Source organism: Pantoea sp. UBA4549 (assembly GCF_002387285.1).
In the GTDB taxonomy this organism is placed as follows: Bacteria; Pseudomonadota; Gammaproteobacteria; order Enterobacterales; family Enterobacteriaceae; genus Pantoea; species Pantoea borealis.
The window spans coordinates 676,599-695,178 of the sequence record NZ_DGLH01000009.1 but is presented as its reverse complement, the minus strand read 5'-3'; the positions used below and the strand labels follow the sequence as shown (position 1 = coordinate 695,178).

Here is an 18,580-nt window from a genome sequence, read left to right as displayed (position 1 = left end):
GTACAGTTGCCGCCACCATAATAACACCGGCTTAAACAGGGGGATAACAGATGGAACAGTTACTGGAGCGTTTTCTGCGCTATGTAGCGATAGAGACGCAGGCTAAACCGCAGGCGCGGCAGGTGCCCAGCAGTGAGGGGCAGTGGATCCTGGCGCGTCAGCTACAGGAAGAGCTGATTGCGCTGGGCTTTGTTGATGTATCACTGAGTGACCACTGCTGCGTAATGGGTACGCTGCCGGCCAACGTCGACTGGCCGGTGCCGGTTATCGGCTTTATCTCTCATATGGATACCTCACCAGACTACACGGCGAAAAATGTTAATCCGCAGATCGTGGAAAACTATCGCGGCGGCGACATTGCCCTGGGGAACGGTGACGAAGTGCTGTCGCCGGTGATGTTCCCGGTGCTGCATAAGCTGACCGGACATACGCTGATTACCACCGATGGCAAAACGCTGCTGGGCGCGGATGATAAAGCGGGCATTGCAGAAATTATGACGGCAATGGCGGAGCTGGCGAAGGGCGACGTGCCGCACGGCGCTATCCGGGTTGCCTTTACGCCGGATGAAGAGATCGGCCGCGGCACGTCGCACTTCGACGTAGAAGGGTTTGCGGCCGACTGGGCCTATACGATGGATGGCAGCGGGCTGGGTGAGTTTGAGTTTGAGAATTTCAACGCCGCAACCGCAATGGTCTATATCACCGGTAATAATGTGCATCCGGGCAGCGCAAAGAACGTCATGGTGAATGCGCTGGATCTGGCGATGCGCTTTCATGCCGAGCTGCCTGCTAAAGAGAAGCCGCAGTTCACTGACGGCTACGAAGGCTTTTTCCATCTGCACTCCATCAAAGGCACGGTGGAGCACGCTGAGCTGATGTACCTGATCCGCGATTTTGATGCAGACAGCTATGAACAGCGCAAACAGCTGCTGGAGAATATCGGACAGCGGGTGGGCAAAGGGCTGCAGAGCGAATGTTCGGTTAAAGTAGAGATCAGCGACAGCTATCGCAATATGCGCGAAAAAGTGGAGCCGCATCCGCATATTATTGAGCTGGCGCTGCAGGCGATGCGCGACTGCGGCATTGAGCCTGACGTGAAGCCGATTCGCGGCGGCACTGACGGTTCTGCGCTGTCGTGGAAAGGGCTGCCCTGTCCGAATATCTTTACCGGTGGCTATAACTACCACGGCAAACATGAGTTTGCCTCACTGAATGTGATGCAAAAAGCGACAGAAGTGATTGTGCGGCTCTCTGCGCTGGCGGCAGAGAAGAAGGCGTAACGGTGGCGCATCGCGCCTCTCCTGCTTGCAGGAGAGGCGCGGGAAAAGATCTTAATCAGCAAAGAACCAGTAGCCGCTGTTCACCAGGCCGGCCAGCTGGGCCAGCAGTGACGGGTCATCCAGCGCGTCACCAAAATCTGCCAGAGCGAGTTCGTGCCGGTGCGCCAGCGCGGCCAGCACCTGCGGATGCTGGCTGGTGATCTGCTCGCCATTAACGTAGACGGCCTCGCCCAGCGTCAGCACGCGCAGACCGCCAAGGCGCGTCAGCGTATCGCCCTGCTGCAGCGCATCATAAATTTCATCCGGCTGATAAGGCGGCTCCGGTGGCGCAACGTCCAGCTCATGGCGCGACTGCGAAATAAATTCGCCAAACCACTGGCTGAACTGCTCCGGCTGATTGATCACGTCCAGCATGACCTGGCGAATGCCTTCCACTTCAGAAGGCAGGATCTGCGACGGACAGCTGCGCGGAGGCACCTCCGGATCGCTGTAGCGATAGCTGCCCAGCTCATGGGCCAGCATATAGTCCGCAAAGCCGCTGATTAACTCGCGGCCATTAGGCGCACGAAACCCGACTGAATAGTTGAGCGCATTGTCCAGTGAGTAGCCCTCATGCGGGAAACCCGGCGGAATATAGAGGATATCGCCCGGCTCCAGCTCTTCATCAATGATGGCGTCAAACGGCGCAACCTGGAGCAGATCGGGGTGCGGGCAGTGCTGCTTCATCGGCACCTTTTCACCCACGCGCCAGCGCCGGCGGCCGGTGCCCTGAATGATAAAGACATCATATTGATCGAAGTGCGGCCCCACGCCACCGCCCGGTACTGAAAACGAGATCATCAGATCGTCGATGCGCCAGTCGGGCAGAAAGCGGAACGGGCGCATCAGGGCAGCAGAGCCCTCATGCCAGTGGTTAACCGCCTGAACCAGCAGTGACCAGTTGTTTTCACCCAGATGGTCGTAGCTTTCAAACGGGCCGTGGCTGACCTGCCATTTGTCGTTTTGATGGCTGACGAGGCGGCTGTCCACCTCGTTTTCCATCGCCAGACCCGCCAGCTCATCCGGAGAGAGGGGATCCACAAAATTTTTAAAGCCGCGTTTAAGCACGACCGGGCGTTTCTGCCAGTAGCGCTGAATAAAGTCGGCCTGGTTGATATCGAGCTGATAATCCATACGAAGCATTCCGGTTGGAGCAATAATTGCTGGCAAGTATAACAGTCTGCAGCCGGTTCTACTCGCGGTGATGTGTAACTTCCTGCCGCCGGAACACCACTTCCATGCGCGTGCCGCCCAGCGGGCTGGCAGAGGCGATCACGGTTCCGGCATACTGTTCAAGAATATCCCGCACCACCGCAAGCCCCAGTCCCTGTCCCGGCCGCAGCGTATCGGCCCGCTGGCCGCGTACAAAAATCAGGTCGCGCTTGCTTTCAGGAATACCCGGTCCGTCATCGTCGATAAACAGATGCAGCGCCTGGTCAGTCTGGCGCGTGCTCACTTCAATAAACTCCAGGCAATATTTACAGGCGTTATCCAGTACGTTGCCCAGCACTTCCATAAAATCATTCTGATCGCCGACAAAAACCAGCTCGGGCGGGATGTCGAGGGTGATCTCCACCCCCTTGCGCTGGTAAACCTTGTTGAGCGCAGAGCAGAGGCTGTCCAGCAGGGCTGAAACCGAATGAAAATCGCGCTGCAGCGGGTTGTGATCGGCCTGCATACTGGCGCGATGCAGATAGTAACCCGTCTGCTGTGAAATACGGCTGATCTGCTCCAGCATCACCGGCTCCGCCTGTTCAATCGTCAGCGATTTACCGTTGCGCAGCGATCGCAGCGTACTCTGCAGCACCGCCAGCGGAGTTTTCAGGCTGTGGGTTAAATCAGAGAGCGTGGTGCGGTAGCGGGTGTAGCGCTGGCGTTCATTGGTCAGCAGCAGGTTAAGATTGCGCACCAGGCTTTTCAGCTCCTGTGGCGGGTTGTCGCCCAGGTTTTCCCGCTGACCGGTTTCCAGCTCGCGCACCTGCGCGGTGAGATCGCCAATCGGGCGCAGGCTCCAGTGTGCGGCCAGCCAGAGCAGCGGGATCACCAGCAGCAGATTGGCTGCCAGCACATAGCTGAACCATGACCACACCACGTCTGAGTGCTGCAGCTCCTGCGGAATGGAGTCAACCACCACAATGGTCAGCGCCGGCAGGTTCACCGTCGCGTCGTAGCGATTCACCGCCACCGAATGGGTAAAGGTGTCGTTACTGTTACTGTCCAGTGCGTGCAGCTGCTGCTGCGCCTGTATGTTATCGCCTAATGCCGTCAGGCTGGTGCGGTTGCTGGTGTCAATTTCGTAAAAGTCAGGTTTCAGCAGCCACTCTGGCTGAATTTTATCCCGGATCTCCGGCACGTCGCGCTGCTGCCACAGCAGCTTGCCGCGCTCATCATAGATAAAGACCAGCGTCGGGAAATTCAGCGTCATGCGCTCCGGCTGCGCGATGGTGAGTTTGTTGTCCTGCCACTGCGCCAGGGTAAAAAAGAGATTGCTCTCGCCGCGCAGCACGCGGTAGGTATTTTTATCAAAACTCACGACGTAGCCGATAACCGCGACCATGCCATAAGAGAGTGAGATAACCAGCACTACGGCGGCCGTCGCCAGCAGAAAGCGGGTACGGAGCGAGAGCGGGCGCAGCCGGCGAAACCAGTTCATACAGTCAGAGATCGAAGCGGTAGCCCTGACCGCGTACCGTGTTGATCACTTCGGTCGGATGCAGTGCAAGGATTTTCTTACGCAGGCGGCCCATCAGCACATCAATGGTATGGCTCTCGCGCAGTTCGGCATCGGGATAGAGCTGCAGCATCAGCGAATCTTTGCTGACCACTTTTCCCGCGTTGCGGATCAGCGTTTCCGCAATCGTGTATTCAAACGCCGTCAGCTTTACCGGCACCTCATTTACTGAGAGCTCGCGACGGGAGAGATCGACCTGAAACGGCGGCAGGGAGATGATCTGCGAAGCGTGTCCGCTATTGCGCCGCATCAGCGCCTGCAGGCGGGCAGCAACCTCTTCAATATGAAAAGGCTTGGTAACGTAGTCGTCCGCGCCTGCTTCCAGGGCTTCAACTTTTGCCTGCCAGCCTTCGCGCGCCGTCAGCACCAGAATTGGCTGGCGTACCGCGTCACTGCGCCAGCGGCGAATCAGCGACATGCCATCTTCGTCTGGCAGGCCAAGATCAACCAGCGCAATGTCAGGCAGATGTTCCTGAAGAAAGTAGTCAGCTTCTTTCGCATCTTCAGCGGCATCAACCTGATGCCCCATATCACGCAGCTGAACGGCGAGATGATGGCGCAGCAGAGCATTATCTTCCACAACCAGAACACGCATACTTTTTCCTTACCTGCAAACTCAGTGATAATAAAGTGAGTATACGTGAAGGGAGCTAAACCAGAGAACAACGCAACAGGCGCGCGGCGCGCGCCTGTGCGGACGGGATTACTTCAGATCATCGACCATCTGTACCGCGCGGCCCAGATAGTTAGCCGGCGTCATCTGCTTCAGGCGCACTTTCTCTTCTTCCGGCAGCGCCAGGCTGTCGATAAAGGCCTGCATGCCGGCCGCGTCCACGCGCTTGCCGCGCGTCAGCTCTTTTAGCTTTTCATAAGGTTTTTCGATGCCGTAACGGCGCATCACGGTCTGAATCGGTTCGGCAAGCACTTCCCAGTTGTGATCCAGCTCATCCAGCAGGCGATCGCGATTCACCTCCAGTTTGGAGATGCCTTTCAGCGTGGACTGGTAAGCGATCAGCGCATAGCCGACGCCGACGCCGAGGTTGCGCAGAACGGTTGAGTCGGTGAGATCGCGCTGCCACCGCGAAACCGGCAGCTTGCTGGCGAGGTGCTGCATCACCGCGTTTGCCAGACCCAGATTACCTTCAGAGTTTTCAAAATCGATGGGGTTGACCTTGTGCGGCATCGTCGAGGAGCCAATTTCGCCGGCAATGGTTTTCTGTTTAAAGTGGTTCAGCGCAACATAGCCCCAGATATCGCGATCAAAATCGATCAGGATAGTGTTGAAACGCGCCATACAGTCAAACAGCTCTGCAATGTAGTCGTGCGGCTCAATCTGCGTGGTGTAAGGGTTCCAGGTGATGCCAAGCGAGGTCACAAAGTCTTCGCTGATCTGATGCCAGTCCGCTTCCGGATAAGCCGCAATGTGCGCATTGTAGTTGCCGACGGCGCCGTTGATTTTGCCCAGCACCTCAATGTTGCCCAGCTGACGCAGCTGACGCTCCATGCGGTAGGCCACGTTGGCCATCTCTTTGCCCATGGTTGACGGCGTAGCAGGCTGGCCATGCGTACGGGAAAGCAGCGGGATGTCGCGATACTCCTGCGCCAGTCCTTTCACCGCGGTGATGATCTTCTGCCAGTAAGGCATGATGACGTCGCGGCGGGCGGTTTCCAGCATCAGCGCATGGGAGAGGTTGTTGATATCTTCAGAGGTGCAGGCAAAGTGGATGAACTCAGAGACCGCCTGCAGCGCAGGGACATCAGCCACTTTCTCTTTCAGAAAGTACTCAACCGCTTTCACATCATGATTGGTGGTGCGCTCTATCGTTTTGATGCGTGCGGCGTCAGTTTCGTTAAAATTGCTGACAATCGCATCAAGGAAAGCGTTTGCGTCGGCATCAAATGCAGGAACTTCCCTGATCTCTGCGGTCGCAGCCAGTTTCTGTAACCAGCGAACTTCCACTTCCACGCGGAATTTCAGTAAACCAAACTCACTGAAAATAGCGCGCAGCGGGCTGACTTTATCGCCGTAACGGCCATCAACGGGTGAGACGGCGGTCAGAGAGGATAATTCCATCAGTGCAACTCCTGAAACGTTAACAGATGAGGGCAGGGCGGCGCTTAATACGCCGGACCCAGCCGGGATAAAATAGCGTTGGCTTCATTCAGCAGACGCTGGCGTGAGAACATCAGCTGCAGGCGGCCACCGCCACACTGCTGCCAGAGCACCGCAGAACGGATCCCCGCCAGCAGCGCAGCGCGTACTTTGTTCTGTACCTGAGTATTCTGCAGCACCTGCGGTGAGCCGGTAACCTGTATGCGCGGACCCAGCGGGCTGATAACATCGACATAGATACCCGCCATGGCGCTGGTGATGGTATCGGATTCGGGGCCGTAGTGCGCCAGCTGGCGATCGAGCTGGCTAATGCGCTGTGCCAGCGTCGCCAGCGCTGTTTTGTTGCCGCTGAGCTTGCGCTCCAGCACCATCAGACCCAGCGTGTAGCGCGTCATTTCAGCACTGGCACCCTGGCGGCTGCCGCTGTTCAGCACCGCCATTAACGTCTCCAGACCCAGGCGCAGATTGGCTTCGTCGTTACCATACACCGCCAGCGTGGAAGCGGGATTGAGATCAAGCAGGCTGCGCATGGACACCTGCAGCGCTGCGCTGTCGCACTGACCCTGATGTGCCAGCTGCTGCGTCAGCTGTGCGGCCTGGCAAATGCCCGCCAGCGCCAGCGTAATATCATAAAAATTTTTAGCCACGCTCTACTCCTGCAGAAAAATCAGCGGCGCCGTTTCAGGCGTCTGGCAGCGGCAGACGCTGCTCAATAATACCGCCACCGAGGCAGACGTCGTCCAGATAGAACACCGCAGACTGGCCCGGCGTCACCGCAGCAACCGCTTCATCAAAACGCACCTCAATGCGATCGTCGCCAAGCGGCAGGATTTCACACGGGATATCGCTCTGGCGGTAGCGGGTTTTAACCGTGCAGCGCAGCGGGGCGGTTACAGGCTGACGATCGACCCAGTGCAGCTGCTGGGCAATCAGGCCGACTGACATCAGGCGCGGATGGTCACCACCCTGTGCGACAATCAGCCGGTTGCGCGCGACATCTTTGTCCACCACATACCAGGGATCGTCATTGCTCTCTTTACGGCCGCCAATGCCCAGACCTTTACGCTGGCCGAGCGTATGATACATCAGCCCCTGATGCTCACCGACAATGTCACCGTCAACTGTCTCAATCTCGCCTGGTTGCGCAGGCAGATAACGCCCGAGGAAATCGCGGAATTTACGCTCACCGATAAAGCAGATACCGGTCGAATCTTTTTTCTTCGCGGTAATCAGATCCAGCTGTTCGGCAATGCGGCGCACTTCCGGTTTTTCCAGTTCCCCGACCGGGAACAGGCTCTGGGCGATCTGCTGGTGGCTCAGGGTGTAGAGGAAATAGCTCTGGTCTTTGTTGCCATCAAGTCCGCGCAGCAGCTGACTTTTGCCTGCCACATCGGCCCGACGCACATAGTGGCCGGTAGCGATATAATCTGCGCCAAGGTCGTCGGCAGCGAATTCAAGAAACGCCTTAAATTTGATCTCTTTGTTGCAGAGAATATCGGGATTGGGCGTGCGCCCCGCTTTGTATTCGTCGAGAAAATGCTCAAACACATTGTCCCAGTATTCAGCCGCAAAGTTAATTTTGTGCAGTTTTATGCCGAGCTTGTCACACACGGCTTGTGCGTCAGCCAGATCGTCTGCGGCGGTGCAATACTCCTCGCCGTCATCCTCCTCCCAGTTCTTCATGAACAGGCCTTCAACCTGATAGCCCTGCTGCTGCAGTAGCCACGCGGAAACGGAAGAATCGACGCCGCCGGACATTCCGACGATTACTTTTTTCTGGCTGTTGTCAGACATGACGCACTCTTAATTACAGTAAAACAGGCGGCGCATTCTATCATGGAGTCACGGTATGCGCACCCTTGTGAAACGGCCAGTTGAACGGCGCCACCAGCTGCAGCGGGTAGCGCGCACCCTGTTGCCACAGCCGTATGCTCTCCGCGACCAGCGGCGAACGTAACTGATCGGACGTAAGAATTTGCTCCGGAGCCAGCCACCAGCAGCAATCGATATCGCTGTCGAGCGGCGTGGTCACGCAGGGTACTGGCAAATCAATGCCAAAGAGAAAACGCACAAAAGGTGTCTTGTCCGGCGCAATCCACTGCTGCACGCCGAGAAAATAGTCCAGCTCCGCGCGGATGCCGGTCTCTTCATACAGCTCACGCCGTGCCGCTTCCTGCAGCGTCTCATCCGCTTCCAGATGACCCGCTGGCTGATTCCAGGTAATGCGTCCGGCGACACGCTCCTCGACTACCAGCAGTTTACCCTGCGCCTGCACCAGACAGGCAACGGTTACATGAGGTTTAAACATCGTTCACTCGCTTTGATTAACCTGCGGTTATTGAAATTCAGCGCTGATATCGCGCCACTCGCCGGGAGCAAGACCGTTAAGCTGATGGTCTCCCAGCGCAAAGCGGATCAGGCGCAGGGTCGGGAAACCGATATGCGCCGTCATGCGTCGTACCTGCCGGTTACGCCCTTCGTACAGGGTGATTTTCAGCCAGCTGGTCGGGATCGTTTTGCGCTCGCGCACTGGTGGCGTGCGCGGCCAGAGCCAGTCCGGCTCGCTGACCTGCTCAATACCTGCTGGCAGCGTTGTGCCGTCGTTAAGCACAACGCCGCTGCGCAGCAGGGATAAATCTGATTCCTGCGGCACGCCCTCGACCTGAACAAAGTAGATTTTACCCGTACGTCTGCCGGGCTGGGTGAGCTGCGCCTGCAGCGCGCCATCATTGGTCAGCAGCATCAGCCCCTCGCTGTCACGATCCAGACGGCCTGCAGCGTAGACGTCACTGACCGGAATAAAGTCTTTTAGCGTGCGGCGCCCGGCGTCATCGCTGAATTGTGGCAGCACATCAAAGGGTTTGTTAAATAAAATTACACGGCGCGGGCCGGCCGCACGTGTCGGGCGGCGTGTAGCATGGCGGGAGACCGCGGTGCGTTTAGGTGGGTGAATTTTCTGAGATGTTTTTCGCATGAGCTTTGCAGTAAGTAACAATCGGCGCATTATAACGCGAAACTACGGTGATTGGCGTAGGGGAAATATTCAAGTAGTATTGACCCGCATCTTACAAATCATTAACAAAAAATCGCTCGAAGGAGAGGTTAATGGAAAGCAAAGTAGTTGTTCCGGCAGAAGGTCAGAAAATCACCCTTGATCAGGGCAAACTGAATGTCCCGCATAACCCAATCATTCCTTATATCGAGGGTGATGGTATCGGCGTTGACGTTTCCCCGGTCATGCTGAAAGTGGTTGATGCTGCCGTGAAGAAAGCCTACAACGGCGAGCGTAAAATTTCCTGGATGGAAATCTTTACTGGTGAGAAATCAACAGAACTTTACGGCCAGGATGTCTGGCTGCCGCAGGAAACTCTGGATTTAATCAAAGAGTATCGCGTAGCCATCAAAGGCCCGCTGACCACGCCAGTTGGCGGCGGTATTCGCTCGCTGAACGTAGCGCTGCGTCAGGAGCTGGATCTCTACGTCTGCCTGCGTCCGGTACGCTACTACAAAGGCACGCCAAGCCCGGTGAAACGCCCGGAAGAGACCGATATGGTGATCTTCCGCGAGAACTCCGAAGATATCTACGCGGGTATCGAATGGAAAGCGGGTACGCCGGAAGCGGACAAAGTGATCAAATTCCTGCGCGAAGAGATGGGCGTGAAGAAAATTCGCTTCCCGCAGCAGTGTGGTATCGGCGTGAAGCCGTGCTCAGAAGAGGGTACTAAACGCCTGGTGCGTGCCGCGCTTGAATACACCATCACTAACGATCGTGATTCGCTGACGCTGGTCCACAAAGGCAACATCATGAAGTTCACCGAAGGTTCTTTCAAAGACTGGGGCTACCAGCTGGTGAAAGAGGAGTTTGGTGGTGAGCTGATCGACGGTGGCCCGTGGATGAAATTCAACAATCCAAACACCGGCAAAGAGATCATTGTTAAAGATGTGATTGCAGATGCCTTCCTGCAGCAGATCCTGCTGCGTCCGGCCGAATATGATGTTATTGCCTGTATGAACCTGAACGGTGACTACATCTCTGACGCCCTGGCGGCACAGGTTGGCGGTATCGGTATCGCCCCTGGCGCAAACATCGGTGACGAGTGCGCGCTGTTTGAAGCCACGCACGGGACCGCACCAAAATATGCGGGTCAGGATAAAGTGAACCCGGGTTCAGTGATCCTGTCGGCAGAAATGATGCTGCGTCATATGGAATGGTTTGAAGCCGCAGACCTGATTGTCAAAGGTATGGAAGGCGCAATCGCGGCTAAAACCGTGACCTACGACTTCGAGCGTCTGATGGATGGCGCTAAACTGCTGAAATGTTCAGAGTTTGGTGACGCGATCATCAGCAACATGTAATCTGCTTCAGGCAGAGCATAAAACGGGAGCCACTGGCTCCCGTTTTTTTATTCGCCTGCAGCATCGCCCGGACGCAGCGTCTCATCACGCGCCTGCGACAGTCGCCAGAAATCGTGGCCGCCCGGATGCTGATAAATCCGCAGTGCGAACTGTCCGACAATGGCATAAATGTATTCAAATATCGCTGACTGTGAATCCTCATAATCAGCCCACATGACGGAAGAGGTAAAGCAGTAGACCTCAACCGGTAACCCTTCCGGCGAGGGTTTAAGTGCCCGAACCACAATATACATATCTTTCTTAATATCATCGCGCTGCGTCAGCCAGGCGGTCAGATACTTACGAAAAACGGTGAGGTTTGTCAGGCCATTTTCGGCAAACCAGCGGTCGCCGGGTGCGCTGGGTTCACGTCCATCCATCAGCACAGAAAGCTGCTCACTGACACCGCGTATCTGCATCATCTGCTGTATCAGCTCATGGTCCAGAAAGCGAATTGAGGTCTGATCGAGATAGAAGCTGCGCATGATGCGCCGCGCGCCGGAGGAGAACATCGCCTGCCAGTTGGTATACGTCTCGGTCAGGAAATTCTTCGTGGGAATGCGCGACAGCGTGTTATCCCAGTTGCGGATAGTAATGGTGTGCAGCGCAATGTCGATGACTTCCCCGCTGATACCGTTATCCGGCATTTCAATCCAGTCGCCCAGCTGCAACACATCATTTGATGACACCTGAATGTTGGCCACCAGCGACAGCAGCGTGTGCTGAAATACCAGCATCAATACGGCTGCCACTGCACCCAGACTGGAGATAATAATCACAGGCGACTTATTCGACATAATCGCCAGGATCATGATCGCCGAGAGGATATGCACCAGGATTTTACCGACCTGAATATAGCCCTTGATCGAGTGATTTTTACGCCGCGACTTTTTGGTATAGGAGATGTTGATGATCTCCAGTATTTCTGTAAAGAACAGCGAGAGATAGATAAAAAACAGAATGCCGCAGATGGTTTTGACTGCAATCTGCAGATGCTGCGGCAGGCCCGGCATAAACTGCAGCAGATAGTAAACAATGATAACCGGGATAAAATTTGAGAGTTTTTCCGACAGGCGGACATCTTTATCCAGCGGCACCTGGTTTTTATGCGCACTGAAAAAGACGTTACGCACTATCTTTACGATAAAGAATTTGCAGATAAAGTGCGCAATCATCGCCGCCGCTATCAACAGTAGCAGACTGACCGTGGCCGCAAGCGCCGTGTCACCGGCAAGAAAATTCTGGAATGTATAGAAGTAGCTCATGTTAATCAGTAGCCGGTCCGGGGTGGCGGGAATTCAAGCATAAAGCCGTACGGGGCGATAAGCGACGCGTGCGCAATTGCGGTGTCAGTCAGAAAATAGTTCAGTACCGCTGACTGCCGGCTGCAGTTATACCACTAAGCCCGCCTGACTGACGAGCGGCATCAGGTAATTACCCGGGCAACATTGGTGTCAGCCAGTCGCATAGTTTGAAGCAGTTAACATCCTGAGCCTGATGGCCGTGCCTTTTGCCGAAGAAGCCGCTATCGTCAGCGCTCAGTTTCGGGGGAGACACTATGCAGGGTATTGTGAAGTTTGTTAAAGGCTGGCTGATTTTTTCACTGCTGTGGGGCGTATTTATGTGGTTTGTCTCATGGCAGGCGCAGGGAAAAGAGCCCGGTATGGCGGTGGTGATGAGTCTGTATGCGGGATTGATTTATCAGGCGCTGCGTACGATGGTTGCCCGTTTTAAAGCGCGGCGCGCGGCCGCGTGACGGCAGGAGCAGCGGGGCCGGGACCCCGCTGACCAGATTATTTGCGGCCCAGCAGGAAACCGACGATTACGCCGATGCTGGCAGCCACCGCCAGACCCGTAGTCGGGTTATCACGGACCGACCTCACCACGCAGTCAGCTGCATCCTGTACGGCATAGCTGGCCTGCGCCGGATAGCGCCGTGCTGCACCTTTTGCCTGATGACGGGAGGAACCCGTCAGTTCGCCAAATTTTTCCTGAACTGCACCTGCTGCTTCATTCAATTTTGCTTCCGCTTTGTCAGTCATGTTGACTCCCTGATAGTGGTGAATGTCACTTTCAGCGTAGTCAGAGAATGACGGACCGGCAACCTGACAGCGGTAAAGGTTATGTAACAATCTCTGTAGCGAGGCGTTTGTTTAGGTACAGTTTATCTCTGACGGCAGCGCCAGGCGGGATACCAGCTCACCAGAAAATGGCGCAAATGGTCGAAACACCATTCAGCATCCTCGGGTTGCTGACAGTAAAACCGGACGGTGATTTTCTCATAGTGTTGCTGGCGCAGATGCAGCGGTGACCAGCCCCAGTCCAGCACGGCGCGCGCATAGTTAACCAGCGTGCCGGCAGGCATCTCATGCTGGTTCTCCTGACAGCCGAGGTAGTGCTCAAACCGCGCTTCCAGCTCTTCTGCTTCGTCATGCGTATGCACCACATCCGGACGAAAGGCGATGTCGATAAATCCGCATACGCGGTCCGGACGCTGCTGACGATCGCAGGCGAGCGTCATAAAAAGCCCTTCCTGCAGGTTCACCTCTTCCAGCAGCCGGCGCATATTTTCAGAATCTTTACCCGCTTTGATTTCATCAATCCGCTCAGGCTGCTGCGTCAGATCAAAGCCGCTGGGGTTAACTGAGCCATCTTCATTGGTTGTGGCCGGGAAGGGGAAATCGATGTAGCCGTTGTTATCGAGACTCTTTTCCATTTTCGGTATCTGCCGGAAGCATAAACCCTGACAATAAACTATCCCGCTGCGGGGTGCACGGGCTATGGACACTGCCAGGTGATCATCGTGTTTTCATAGGGATTAATAAGGCGGAACTGTTTGTCGCTCAGGCGCTGGGCGTAAAAACCTTCAGCAGTAATCGCAGAGGGGACATAGCGAAAGCGGTCAGTGGAGCGAAGAGGGCCGCTGCTGACCGTGACGTTGTCACGTTGAACAGAAAAGGCGTTAGCCAGGTCGAAGATCCAGGCGTGCGTATTGCCCAGTGACTGACCATAAATCGTGGTCACTTCACCGGGACAATCGATTCCTTTCGGGGTCGAACTGCAGCCCGTCAGCGCAATAATAATGATGCAATAAGTCAGTCTTAACATGGTCCTGATCCTGGTTCTTTCCCTGTCTGACAGTGGCACGACAATGCCTAACGCTGCTATGAGCATAGCAGGTCTGGCTGCACTTCCCATTTGGGATTTGTTTAAGTGTTAAGCGGTAGGCAAGTTAAGGGGGTGACTTTGGTAGCAGATAAACGGTATTCTTGCCAGCGCAGTGCACCAGGCAAGTATAAGATAGGGTAAATTAATGAGAGAAGAAGAAGCCAGCTTAATGATTCTTCAGCAGGCGATAGATCAGCTGGATGCCGATAAGAAAAAACAGGTCATGAACTGTGTCACGGCGATCCACGATGTTATGCATAAATTCGATCCAGAAGATGCCGGACTGGCATTGATGCTGGTGGCGGCTCAGGTGGCCGCTGAGTAAACGTCAGGCCGATGCGATATCGGCTTTACTCCTGCTTTATGGCTATGCTTCGACTCAGCGCGCCAGCCCTGAGTCGCAGCACGCCACGCATTAATCTGCTTCCCGCTGTGTTACCCTGCGAACCACTACATCACACTCAGGCGAAAAACAGCATGAAAATTCTGGTCATAGCCGCGGGCCTGATGGCCTGTCAGATTGCTCCGGCCTGGAGCGAAAGTGAATTTCAGATCACCTGTGCGGGGCGGGCCACCATGACGGTATCCCGCGCCAGTTACGGACTCAGCACGCTGATGTGGCCGCAGCGACATTTTCAGGTGGCCGCCGGACAACAGCGTCTCCACCTTGAGGGTGGCGACAGCGTGGCCATCACGCGGTTCCGCAACGGGGATCGACTGGTCATCAATAAAGAGAGCGGTGAAACCTTTTTCGTTTATGCGCAGAGCGACAAACTGGTTCCCTGTCAGCGTTCAGTGAAGCGTGATGCCGCCATCGTCTCTCTCGATCGTTATGACGATCGTCAGCACGCCTCTTCTTAACATCGCACAGGAACAACACCATGTCACTCAGCGTTACCGACAGCGTTACTGCGCAGGATCTCGACGACATCAGACTGGGCCTCAACGCTTTCAACAGCCGCTTTATTGATGTCAGCGAGATCAAAGCGCTGGGCGTGTTTATTCATGATGCAGATGGCGGGAAAATAGCAGGTTTGACAGGATCAACCTGTGGTAACTGGCTGCGTATCGACATGCTGTGGGTCAGTGATGCGCTGCGCGGGCAGGGTGCCGGCACCCGGCTGATAACGGCGGCAGAGAACGAAGCGCGGGCGCGGGGTTGTCTCTATGCGCAGGTGGATACGGCAAGCTTTCAGGCGCGCCCGTTCTACGAAAAACAGGGTTATCAGCTCCGGTTCAGCCTGAATAACTATCCGCGTCATCACCAGCGCCACTACCTGACCAAAGTTCTCTGATTACAGCAGCGGCTGCTGTCGCAGATCCAGCGGCGACTGCTCCGCTTCGTCAATCGCCGCCAGCCAGCCGGACAGATCCGTTTTTACCCACGAGAGGTGGCCGCGCGTAGTGCTCATCAGCACCACATCGGGTCGCAGCGTACGGTAAAGTTCCAGCGACTGCCGCAGCTCGGCCGGGTTACTGTCAGGCTTTAATACGCTGATCCAGCGGTTGTAGTCGCAGGTAAGGGTATCGCCGACAAACAGATAGGTCTGTCCGAGCGGGGAGTGATAGAGATAGCTGCTGCTGCCCGGCGTGTGACCTGGCGTGGGCAGCAGATGAAAATCACCAAAATGCACCTCCCGCCGGGTAAAGGTTTCATCCGGTTCAACCACCAGGCTAACGGGTCCCAGCGATCGGCTGTGGCAGTAAAGCGCGCTGCTGAAGCGCTGCTGAATCAGCCGTGCACCGGGTGCTGCTTCATGCCAGTGCGTAAGGTAATGGCGTATAACGCCGCCTGCCTCTGCCAGAAACTCATGGTCGAGCGGATTTTCCACCCGGCCAATCAGCAGGTTGCCGCGCGGATGCCGTAGCATAAAGCCATGCATCATCAGGTCATTAGCGGTCTCTTCGGCAGGGAATTCCGGCGTGGAGATCCATAAGTCTTCATAAAGCGGCTTCAGAGGGCGATCTCCTGCAGACAATATTATCGCAGCACCGGATGTCCGGTGATGCTGAGCCGCGCGTCGCCGGCATCAATATCAAGCGTAGCATGTGCACCCAGCGGCAGCGTGACGGTATCGGGCGCATGACCAAACGCCAGATCGCTTATTACCGGCAGCTGATACTCATCGCGCAGACGCTGCCAGACAGTGTCGAAACCGAAGCCGTTATCATAGGCGCTGAGTGACGTACTGGTAAAACTACCGGTAACAATTGCCTGCTGCCGCGCGAGAATACCGCACTGCTGCAGCTGCAGCAGCATGCGTTCAATGCGAAACGGGTGTTCATTAACATCTTCAATTACCAGAATGCCCCCTTCGATCTGTGGCAGCCAGGGCGTGCCAATCAGCGTGCAGATCATCGCCAGATTGCCGCCCCACAGGCGGCCCTGCCAGCGGCCGCGGTCCGGGCTTTCACTCCGCCAGTTCAGCATCAGTTCCGGAGCGGAGATTGCCTGCCAGAAATGATGGTCGGTAAACGCTGAGACGTCATCCGCACCAAAATTACCGGCCAGCATCGGGCCGCTGAAGCTCATCAGACCGGTCTGAGCCAGCAGGGCCAGCTGAATAGCGGTAAAGTCACTGTGGCCGCACAGCGCAACCGGCTCACCGCTCAGGCGCTGCGCAATACCACTATAATCCAGCTTATCCAGCAGGCGGGTGGCACCGTAGCCGCCGCGCACCGCCAGAATAATATCCGTCAGCGTGTCTGGCGCGGCCAGTGCATTGATATCCGCCAGCCGTTCCGCGTCCGTACCGGCAAAGCGCTGAAAGCGGCGGGTAACGACTGCGCTATTCTCTACCCGGTGGCCTGCGTGCTGAAGCCGCTCAATGCCGCGCCGGGCGGCGTCCTGGTTGTGGCAATAGCCAGAAGGGGCGATCAAACGAAAGGAACGGGCTGGGTGCATCGCGCTTTTCCTGCTCTGTACTGAAGGGTTCATAGTGACAAACTGCGTGAACAGCGTCACGACAGCATAATGAATTTTGCTATTTTCAGATTAACGGTAATTTTACTGCTGGCCGTCATGGCTATGATAGCCTGCGCCTCTCTTATAGCGGAACCTGAAAAACAGTGAAATTTCGACTACTTATGCTCTCTGCTTTACTGCTGGCAGGCTGCGCCAGTGAACCGGAAAAACCCAGAGTGCCTGAGCGCAATACGCCTCTCACTCAGGCTCCGCCTTCGAAAATTAATGATGCCTGGGCGCTGTTTACAGAAGATGCTGCCACTCATTATGGCGTTGATGAGAAGTTAATCAGCGCCATTATCAGTGTCGAATCGGGCGGCAATCCTGCGGCAGTCAGCCGCTCTAACGCGGTAGGACTGATGCAGATCAAAGCCTCGACGGCGGGGCGCGAAGTCTATCGCGTGCAGGGACGTCACGGGCAGCCCTCAACAGCTGAGCTGCGCGATCCGGCCAGAAACATCGATATTGGTGTCGCCTATCTGCGCATTTTGCAGGAGTCTGCGCTGGCCGGTATCCGCGATCCGCTGACGCTACGCTACGCCACCATTGTCTCCTATGCCAACGGTGCCGGCGCGCTGCTGCGCACGTTCTCACGCGATCGCGAGCGCGCCATTGCGATGATAAACGCGATGTCGCCGGATGAGTTTTATCAGCATGTACAAAACAACCATCCGGCAGCGCAGGCACCGCGCTATCTGTGGAAAGTGACCACGGCCTACCGCACGATTGGCTAGCGCGCGGTGCGCAGCTTAACGCTGCGCACCCTGTGCCGGTGCTTCGTTTGACGCATCGCTGAGATTGATACGCGGCAGCACGCCACCGGTAAACTCTACGCGCCGCATCGGGAAGGCGAAGCGGATCTGCTTCTGCTCCAGCTGCGCCATCAGCTGCAGGTTAATTTCCTGCTGAATATCCATATAGACATTGTAATCCGCACTCAGCACAAAGTAGACCACTTCAAACGTAAGCTGCGACTCATCAAACGAGAGGAAATGCGCGCGGTCAAAACGGGTATCCGGCACGCCTTCAATGATGGTTTTCACCATGCCGCCAATCTGCCGCACTTTCTCCGCTGGCGTACCGTAGTTAATACCAAACTTAAACACGATGCGTCGCTGCTGCATACGTTTATAGTTGTGGATCGTCTGCTGTAACAGAATGGTGTTTGAGCAGACAATCTGCTCGCCGCCGAGGCTGCGCAGACGCGTGGTTTTCAGACCGATATGCTCAATGGAGCCCGCGATATCGCCAAACACAATAAAATCACCGTGCTCAAACGGTTTGTCAAAGCCGATCGCCAGCGACGCAAACACATCGCTCAGCACGGTCTGAATCGCCAGCGCAATGGCAATACCGCCGACGCCTAAACTGGCCACCAGCGCAGTAATGTCGATCCCCATGTTGGAGAGGATCGCCAGCAGCATCATCACCCATACCACCACCCGCAGCAGAATGCCGAGGATCACGGTGGTGACCGGATTGCGCACGTGCAGCGGATCGCGCAGCATGCTTTTCAGCCATAGACGGATGCCGCAGTCAATCCACAGCGTGAACTGCAGAATCAGGGCGAGGAACCAGCTGTGGGCAATTGCCACGCTCCAGTTTGCCGGCAGGTCAGCAAATTTCAGCGAAATCAGCAGAGAAAAGATCAGCAGCAGCGACTGGCTGGTGCTGCGCAGGATCTCAACCAGGATGGCGGTGAAGCGCACGTGGCGCTGTTCGCTGTAGTGCGCAATACGGTTAGAAACAAAGCGGATAGCGGTGCGCAACAGCCACCAGACGATAAGGGTGCCAAAGAGGATGATGGCGCTGTTGATCCAGATGGTTTGATTAAGAAAAATGCGTTGCCAGCCAGAGGCTGAAAGCCAGTTTTCCATGGGGGAGGTTCT

General features: G+C 55.9%; 22 protein-coding genes. 7 read left to right on the top strand and 15 right to left on the bottom strand.

Features of this window, described 5'->3' with window-relative positions:
• Positions 1 to 50: 50 nt before the first annotated feature.
• Complete coding sequence (gene pepT / locus B3041_RS09985) at positions 51 to 1,280, top strand: peptidase T (protein ID WP_065649570.1); 1,230 nt, start codon at positions 51 to 53, stop codon at positions 1,278 to 1,280.
• A gap of 51 nt (positions 1,281 to 1,331) precedes the next feature.
• On the opposite strand, the gene B3041_RS09980 is transcribed toward pepT, so the two are convergent.
• The 8 genes from B3041_RS09980 to rluE all read right to left on the bottom strand — a co-directional run bounded on the left by B3041_RS09980 (position 1,332) and on the right by rluE (position 9,137).
• The gene (locus B3041_RS09980; RefSeq protein WP_292972016.1) at positions 1,332 to 2,453 is read right to left on the bottom strand and encodes a cupin domain-containing protein; all 1,122 of its coding nucleotides are present in this window, start codon (positions 2,451 to 2,453) and stop codon (positions 1,332 to 1,334) included.
• A 58-nt stretch (positions 2,454 to 2,511) separates the two neighbouring features.
• Positions 2,512 to 3,972: a two-component system sensor histidine kinase PhoQ gene (phoQ, locus tag B3041_RS09975; protein ID WP_065649568.1), complete on the bottom strand. Its 1,461-nt coding sequence runs from the start codon at positions 3,970 to 3,972 to the stop codon at positions 2,512 to 2,514.
• A 4-nt stretch (positions 3,973 to 3,976) separates the two neighbouring features.
• A complete protein-coding gene (gene phoP, locus B3041_RS09970) occupies positions 3,977 to 4,645 on the bottom strand; it encodes a two-component system response regulator PhoP (protein WP_065649567.1) in 669 nt (222 codons plus the stop codon).
• Between the two features lie 108 nt (positions 4,646 to 4,753).
• Positions 4,754 to 6,124: an adenylosuccinate lyase gene (purB, locus tag B3041_RS09965; RefSeq protein ID WP_065649566.1), complete on the bottom strand. Its 1,371-nt coding sequence runs from the start codon at positions 6,122 to 6,124 to the stop codon at positions 4,754 to 4,756.
• A 44-nt stretch (positions 6,125 to 6,168) separates the two neighbouring features.
• Positions 6,169 to 6,810, bottom strand: coding sequence for a high frequency lysogenization protein HflD (gene hflD / locus B3041_RS09960; protein ID WP_065649565.1), 642 nt, complete (start codon positions 6,808 to 6,810; stop codon positions 6,169 to 6,171).
• Positions 6,811 to 6,844: 34 nt separating this feature from the next.
• A complete protein-coding gene (gene mnmA, locus B3041_RS09955; RefSeq protein WP_292972011.1) occupies positions 6,845 to 7,957 on the bottom strand; it encodes a tRNA 2-thiouridine(34) synthase MnmA in 1,113 nt (370 codons plus the stop codon).
• A gap of 40 nt (positions 7,958 to 7,997) precedes the next feature.
• Entirely contained in the window at positions 7,998 to 8,471 is a 474-nt protein-coding gene (locus tag B3041_RS09950; protein ID WP_065649563.1) for an NUDIX domain-containing protein, read from the bottom strand.
• Between the two features lie 27 nt (positions 8,472 to 8,498).
• Positions 8,499 to 9,137: a 23S rRNA pseudouridine(2457) synthase RluE gene (gene rluE / locus B3041_RS09945; RefSeq protein ID WP_412159128.1), complete on the bottom strand. Its 639-nt coding sequence runs from the start codon at positions 9,135 to 9,137 to the stop codon at positions 8,499 to 8,501.
• Positions 9,138 to 9,268: 131 nt separating this feature from the next.
• Between rluE and icd the strand changes: the two genes are divergently transcribed.
• Positions 9,269 to 10,519, top strand: coding sequence for an NADP-dependent isocitrate dehydrogenase (gene icd, locus B3041_RS09940; RefSeq protein ID WP_039383903.1), 1,251 nt, complete (start codon positions 9,269 to 9,271; stop codon positions 10,517 to 10,519).
• Positions 10,520 to 10,566: 47 nt separating this feature from the next.
• On the opposite strand, the gene B3041_RS09935 is transcribed toward icd, so the two are convergent.
• Positions 10,567 to 11,823 (bottom strand): mechanosensitive ion channel family protein, encoded by a 1,257-nt coding sequence (locus tag B3041_RS09935; RefSeq protein ID WP_065649561.1) that lies wholly within the window; start codon positions 11,821 to 11,823, stop codon positions 10,567 to 10,569.
• Positions 11,824 to 12,116: 293 nt separating this feature from the next.
• On the opposite strand from B3041_RS09935, the gene B3041_RS09930 reads away from it, so the two are divergent.
• On the top strand, positions 12,117 to 12,314 hold the full coding sequence (locus tag B3041_RS09930; RefSeq protein ID WP_065649560.1) for a DUF6404 family protein: 198 nt from the start codon (positions 12,117 to 12,119) through the stop codon (positions 12,312 to 12,314).
• 37 nt (positions 12,315 to 12,351) lie between these two features.
• On the opposite strand, the gene B3041_RS09925 is transcribed toward B3041_RS09930, so the two are convergent.
• The 3 genes from B3041_RS09925 to B3041_RS09915 form a co-directional block, all read right to left on the bottom strand.
• Positions 12,352 to 12,600 carry a DUF883 family protein gene (locus B3041_RS09925; RefSeq protein WP_065649559.1) on the bottom strand — a complete coding sequence of 83 codons (249 nt, stop codon included), beginning with the start codon at positions 12,598 to 12,600 and terminating at the stop codon, positions 12,352 to 12,354.
• 122 nt (positions 12,601 to 12,722) lie between these two features.
• Positions 12,723 to 13,274, bottom strand: coding sequence for a hypothetical protein (locus B3041_RS09920; protein WP_065649558.1), 552 nt, complete (start codon positions 13,272 to 13,274; stop codon positions 12,723 to 12,725).
• Between the two features lie 62 nt (positions 13,275 to 13,336).
• Positions 13,337 to 13,666, bottom strand: a complete 330-nt coding sequence (locus B3041_RS09915) for a hypothetical protein (RefSeq protein WP_292972003.1) — start codon at positions 13,664 to 13,666, stop codon at positions 13,337 to 13,339.
• A 205-nt stretch (positions 13,667 to 13,871) separates the two neighbouring features.
• On the opposite strand from B3041_RS09915, the gene B3041_RS09910 reads away from it, so the two are divergent.
• The 3 genes from B3041_RS09910 to B3041_RS09900 all read left to right on the top strand — a co-directional run bounded on the left by B3041_RS09910 (position 13,872) and on the right by B3041_RS09900 (position 15,021).
• Positions 13,872 to 14,051: a hypothetical protein gene (locus tag B3041_RS09910; protein ID WP_065649556.1), complete on the top strand. Its 180-nt coding sequence runs from the start codon at positions 13,872 to 13,874 to the stop codon at positions 14,049 to 14,051.
• 152 nt (positions 14,052 to 14,203) lie between these two features.
• On the top strand, positions 14,204 to 14,587 hold the full coding sequence (locus B3041_RS09905; RefSeq protein WP_065649555.1) for a hypothetical protein: 384 nt from the start codon (positions 14,204 to 14,206) through the stop codon (positions 14,585 to 14,587).
• Positions 14,588 to 14,607: 20 nt separating this feature from the next.
• The gene (locus B3041_RS09900) at positions 14,608 to 15,021 is read left to right on the top strand and encodes a GNAT family N-acetyltransferase (protein ID WP_292971999.1); all 414 of its coding nucleotides are present in this window, start codon (positions 14,608 to 14,610) and stop codon (positions 15,019 to 15,021) included.
• Here B3041_RS09900 and B3041_RS09895 read toward each other — a convergent pair whose 3' ends face one another.
• Together B3041_RS09895 and ldcA are read right to left on the bottom strand one after the other, a co-directional pair.
• The gene (locus B3041_RS09895; RefSeq protein WP_065650483.1) at positions 15,022 to 15,684 is read right to left on the bottom strand and encodes an MBL fold metallo-hydrolase; all 663 of its coding nucleotides are present in this window, start codon (positions 15,682 to 15,684) and stop codon (positions 15,022 to 15,024) included.
• Between the two features lie 23 nt (positions 15,685 to 15,707).
• Positions 15,708 to 16,631, bottom strand: a complete 924-nt coding sequence (gene ldcA, locus B3041_RS09890; RefSeq protein ID WP_292971997.1) for a muramoyltetrapeptide carboxypeptidase — start codon at positions 16,629 to 16,631, stop codon at positions 15,708 to 15,710.
• A gap of 164 nt (positions 16,632 to 16,795) precedes the next feature.
• Between ldcA and emtA the strand changes: the two genes are divergently transcribed.
• Positions 16,796 to 17,425 (top strand): membrane-bound lytic murein transglycosylase EmtA, encoded by a 630-nt coding sequence (gene emtA / locus B3041_RS09885; RefSeq protein WP_075050745.1) that lies wholly within the window; start codon positions 16,796 to 16,798, stop codon positions 17,423 to 17,425.
• 15 nt (positions 17,426 to 17,440) lie between these two features.
• Here the strand turns inward: emtA and B3041_RS09880 are convergent, their stop codons facing one another.
• Positions 17,441 to 18,568, bottom strand: a complete 1,128-nt coding sequence (locus B3041_RS09880; RefSeq protein WP_065649551.1) for a mechanosensitive ion channel family protein — start codon at positions 18,566 to 18,568, stop codon at positions 17,441 to 17,443.
• Positions 18,569 to 18,580: the final 12 nt, after the last annotated feature.

Excerpts from the sequence above, each read along its gene's own strand:
- B3041_RS09950 (WP_065649563.1), bottom strand. The coding sequence starts at position 8,471 with ATGTTTAAACCTCATGTAACCGTTGCCTGTCTGGTGCAGGCGCAGGGT.
- rluE (WP_412159128.1), bottom strand. The coding sequence starts at position 9,137 with ATGCGAAAAACATCTCAGAAAATTCACCCACCTAAACGCACCGCGGTC.
- phoP (WP_065649567.1), bottom strand. The coding sequence starts at position 4,645 with ATGCGTGTTCTGGTTGTGGAAGATAATGCTCTGCTGCGCCATCATCTC.
- B3041_RS09920 (WP_065649558.1), bottom strand. The coding sequence starts at position 13,274 with ATGGAAAAGAGTCTCGATAACAACGGCTACATCGATTTCCCCTTCCCG.
- B3041_RS09905 (WP_065649555.1), top strand. The coding sequence starts at position 14,204 with ATGAAAATTCTGGTCATAGCCGCGGGCCTGATGGCCTGTCAGATTGCT.
- purB (WP_065649566.1), bottom strand. The coding sequence starts at position 6,124 with ATGGAATTATCCTCTCTGACCGCCGTCTCACCCGTTGATGGCCGTTAC.
- B3041_RS09910 (WP_065649556.1), top strand. The coding sequence starts at position 13,872 with ATGAGAGAAGAAGAAGCCAGCTTAATGATTCTTCAGCAGGCGATAGAT.
- ldcA (WP_292971997.1), bottom strand. The coding sequence starts at position 16,631 with ATGCACCCAGCCCGTTCCTTTCGTTTGATCGCCCCTTCTGGCTATTGC.
- B3041_RS09980 (WP_292972016.1), bottom strand. The coding sequence starts at position 2,453 with ATGGATTATCAGCTCGATATCAACCAGGCCGACTTTATTCAGCGCTAC.
- B3041_RS09900 (WP_292971999.1), top strand. The coding sequence starts at position 14,608 with ATGTCACTCAGCGTTACCGACAGCGTTACTGCGCAGGATCTCGACGAC.
- B3041_RS09930 (WP_065649560.1), top strand. The coding sequence starts at position 12,117 with ATGCAGGGTATTGTGAAGTTTGTTAAAGGCTGGCTGATTTTTTCACTG.
- B3041_RS09880 (WP_065649551.1), bottom strand. The coding sequence starts at position 18,568 with ATGGAAAACTGGCTTTCAGCCTCTGGCTGGCAACGCATTTTTCTTAAT.
- icd (WP_039383903.1), top strand. The coding sequence starts at position 9,269 with ATGGAAAGCAAAGTAGTTGTTCCGGCAGAAGGTCAGAAAATCACCCTT.
- B3041_RS09935 (WP_065649561.1), bottom strand. The coding sequence starts at position 11,823 with ATGAGCTACTTCTATACATTCCAGAATTTTCTTGCCGGTGACACGGCG.
- B3041_RS09925 (WP_065649559.1), bottom strand. The coding sequence starts at position 12,600 with ATGACTGACAAAGCGGAAGCAAAATTGAATGAAGCAGCAGGTGCAGTT.
- B3041_RS09915 (WP_292972003.1), bottom strand. The coding sequence starts at position 13,666 with ATGTTAAGACTGACTTATTGCATCATTATTATTGCGCTGACGGGCTGC.
- mnmA (WP_292972011.1), bottom strand. The coding sequence starts at position 7,957 with ATGTCTGACAACAGCCAGAAAAAAGTAATCGTCGGAATGTCCGGCGGC.
- pepT (WP_065649570.1), top strand. The coding sequence starts at position 51 with ATGGAACAGTTACTGGAGCGTTTTCTGCGCTATGTAGCGATAGAGACG.
- phoQ (WP_065649568.1), bottom strand. The coding sequence starts at position 3,972 with ATGAACTGGTTTCGCCGGCTGCGCCCGCTCTCGCTCCGTACCCGCTTT.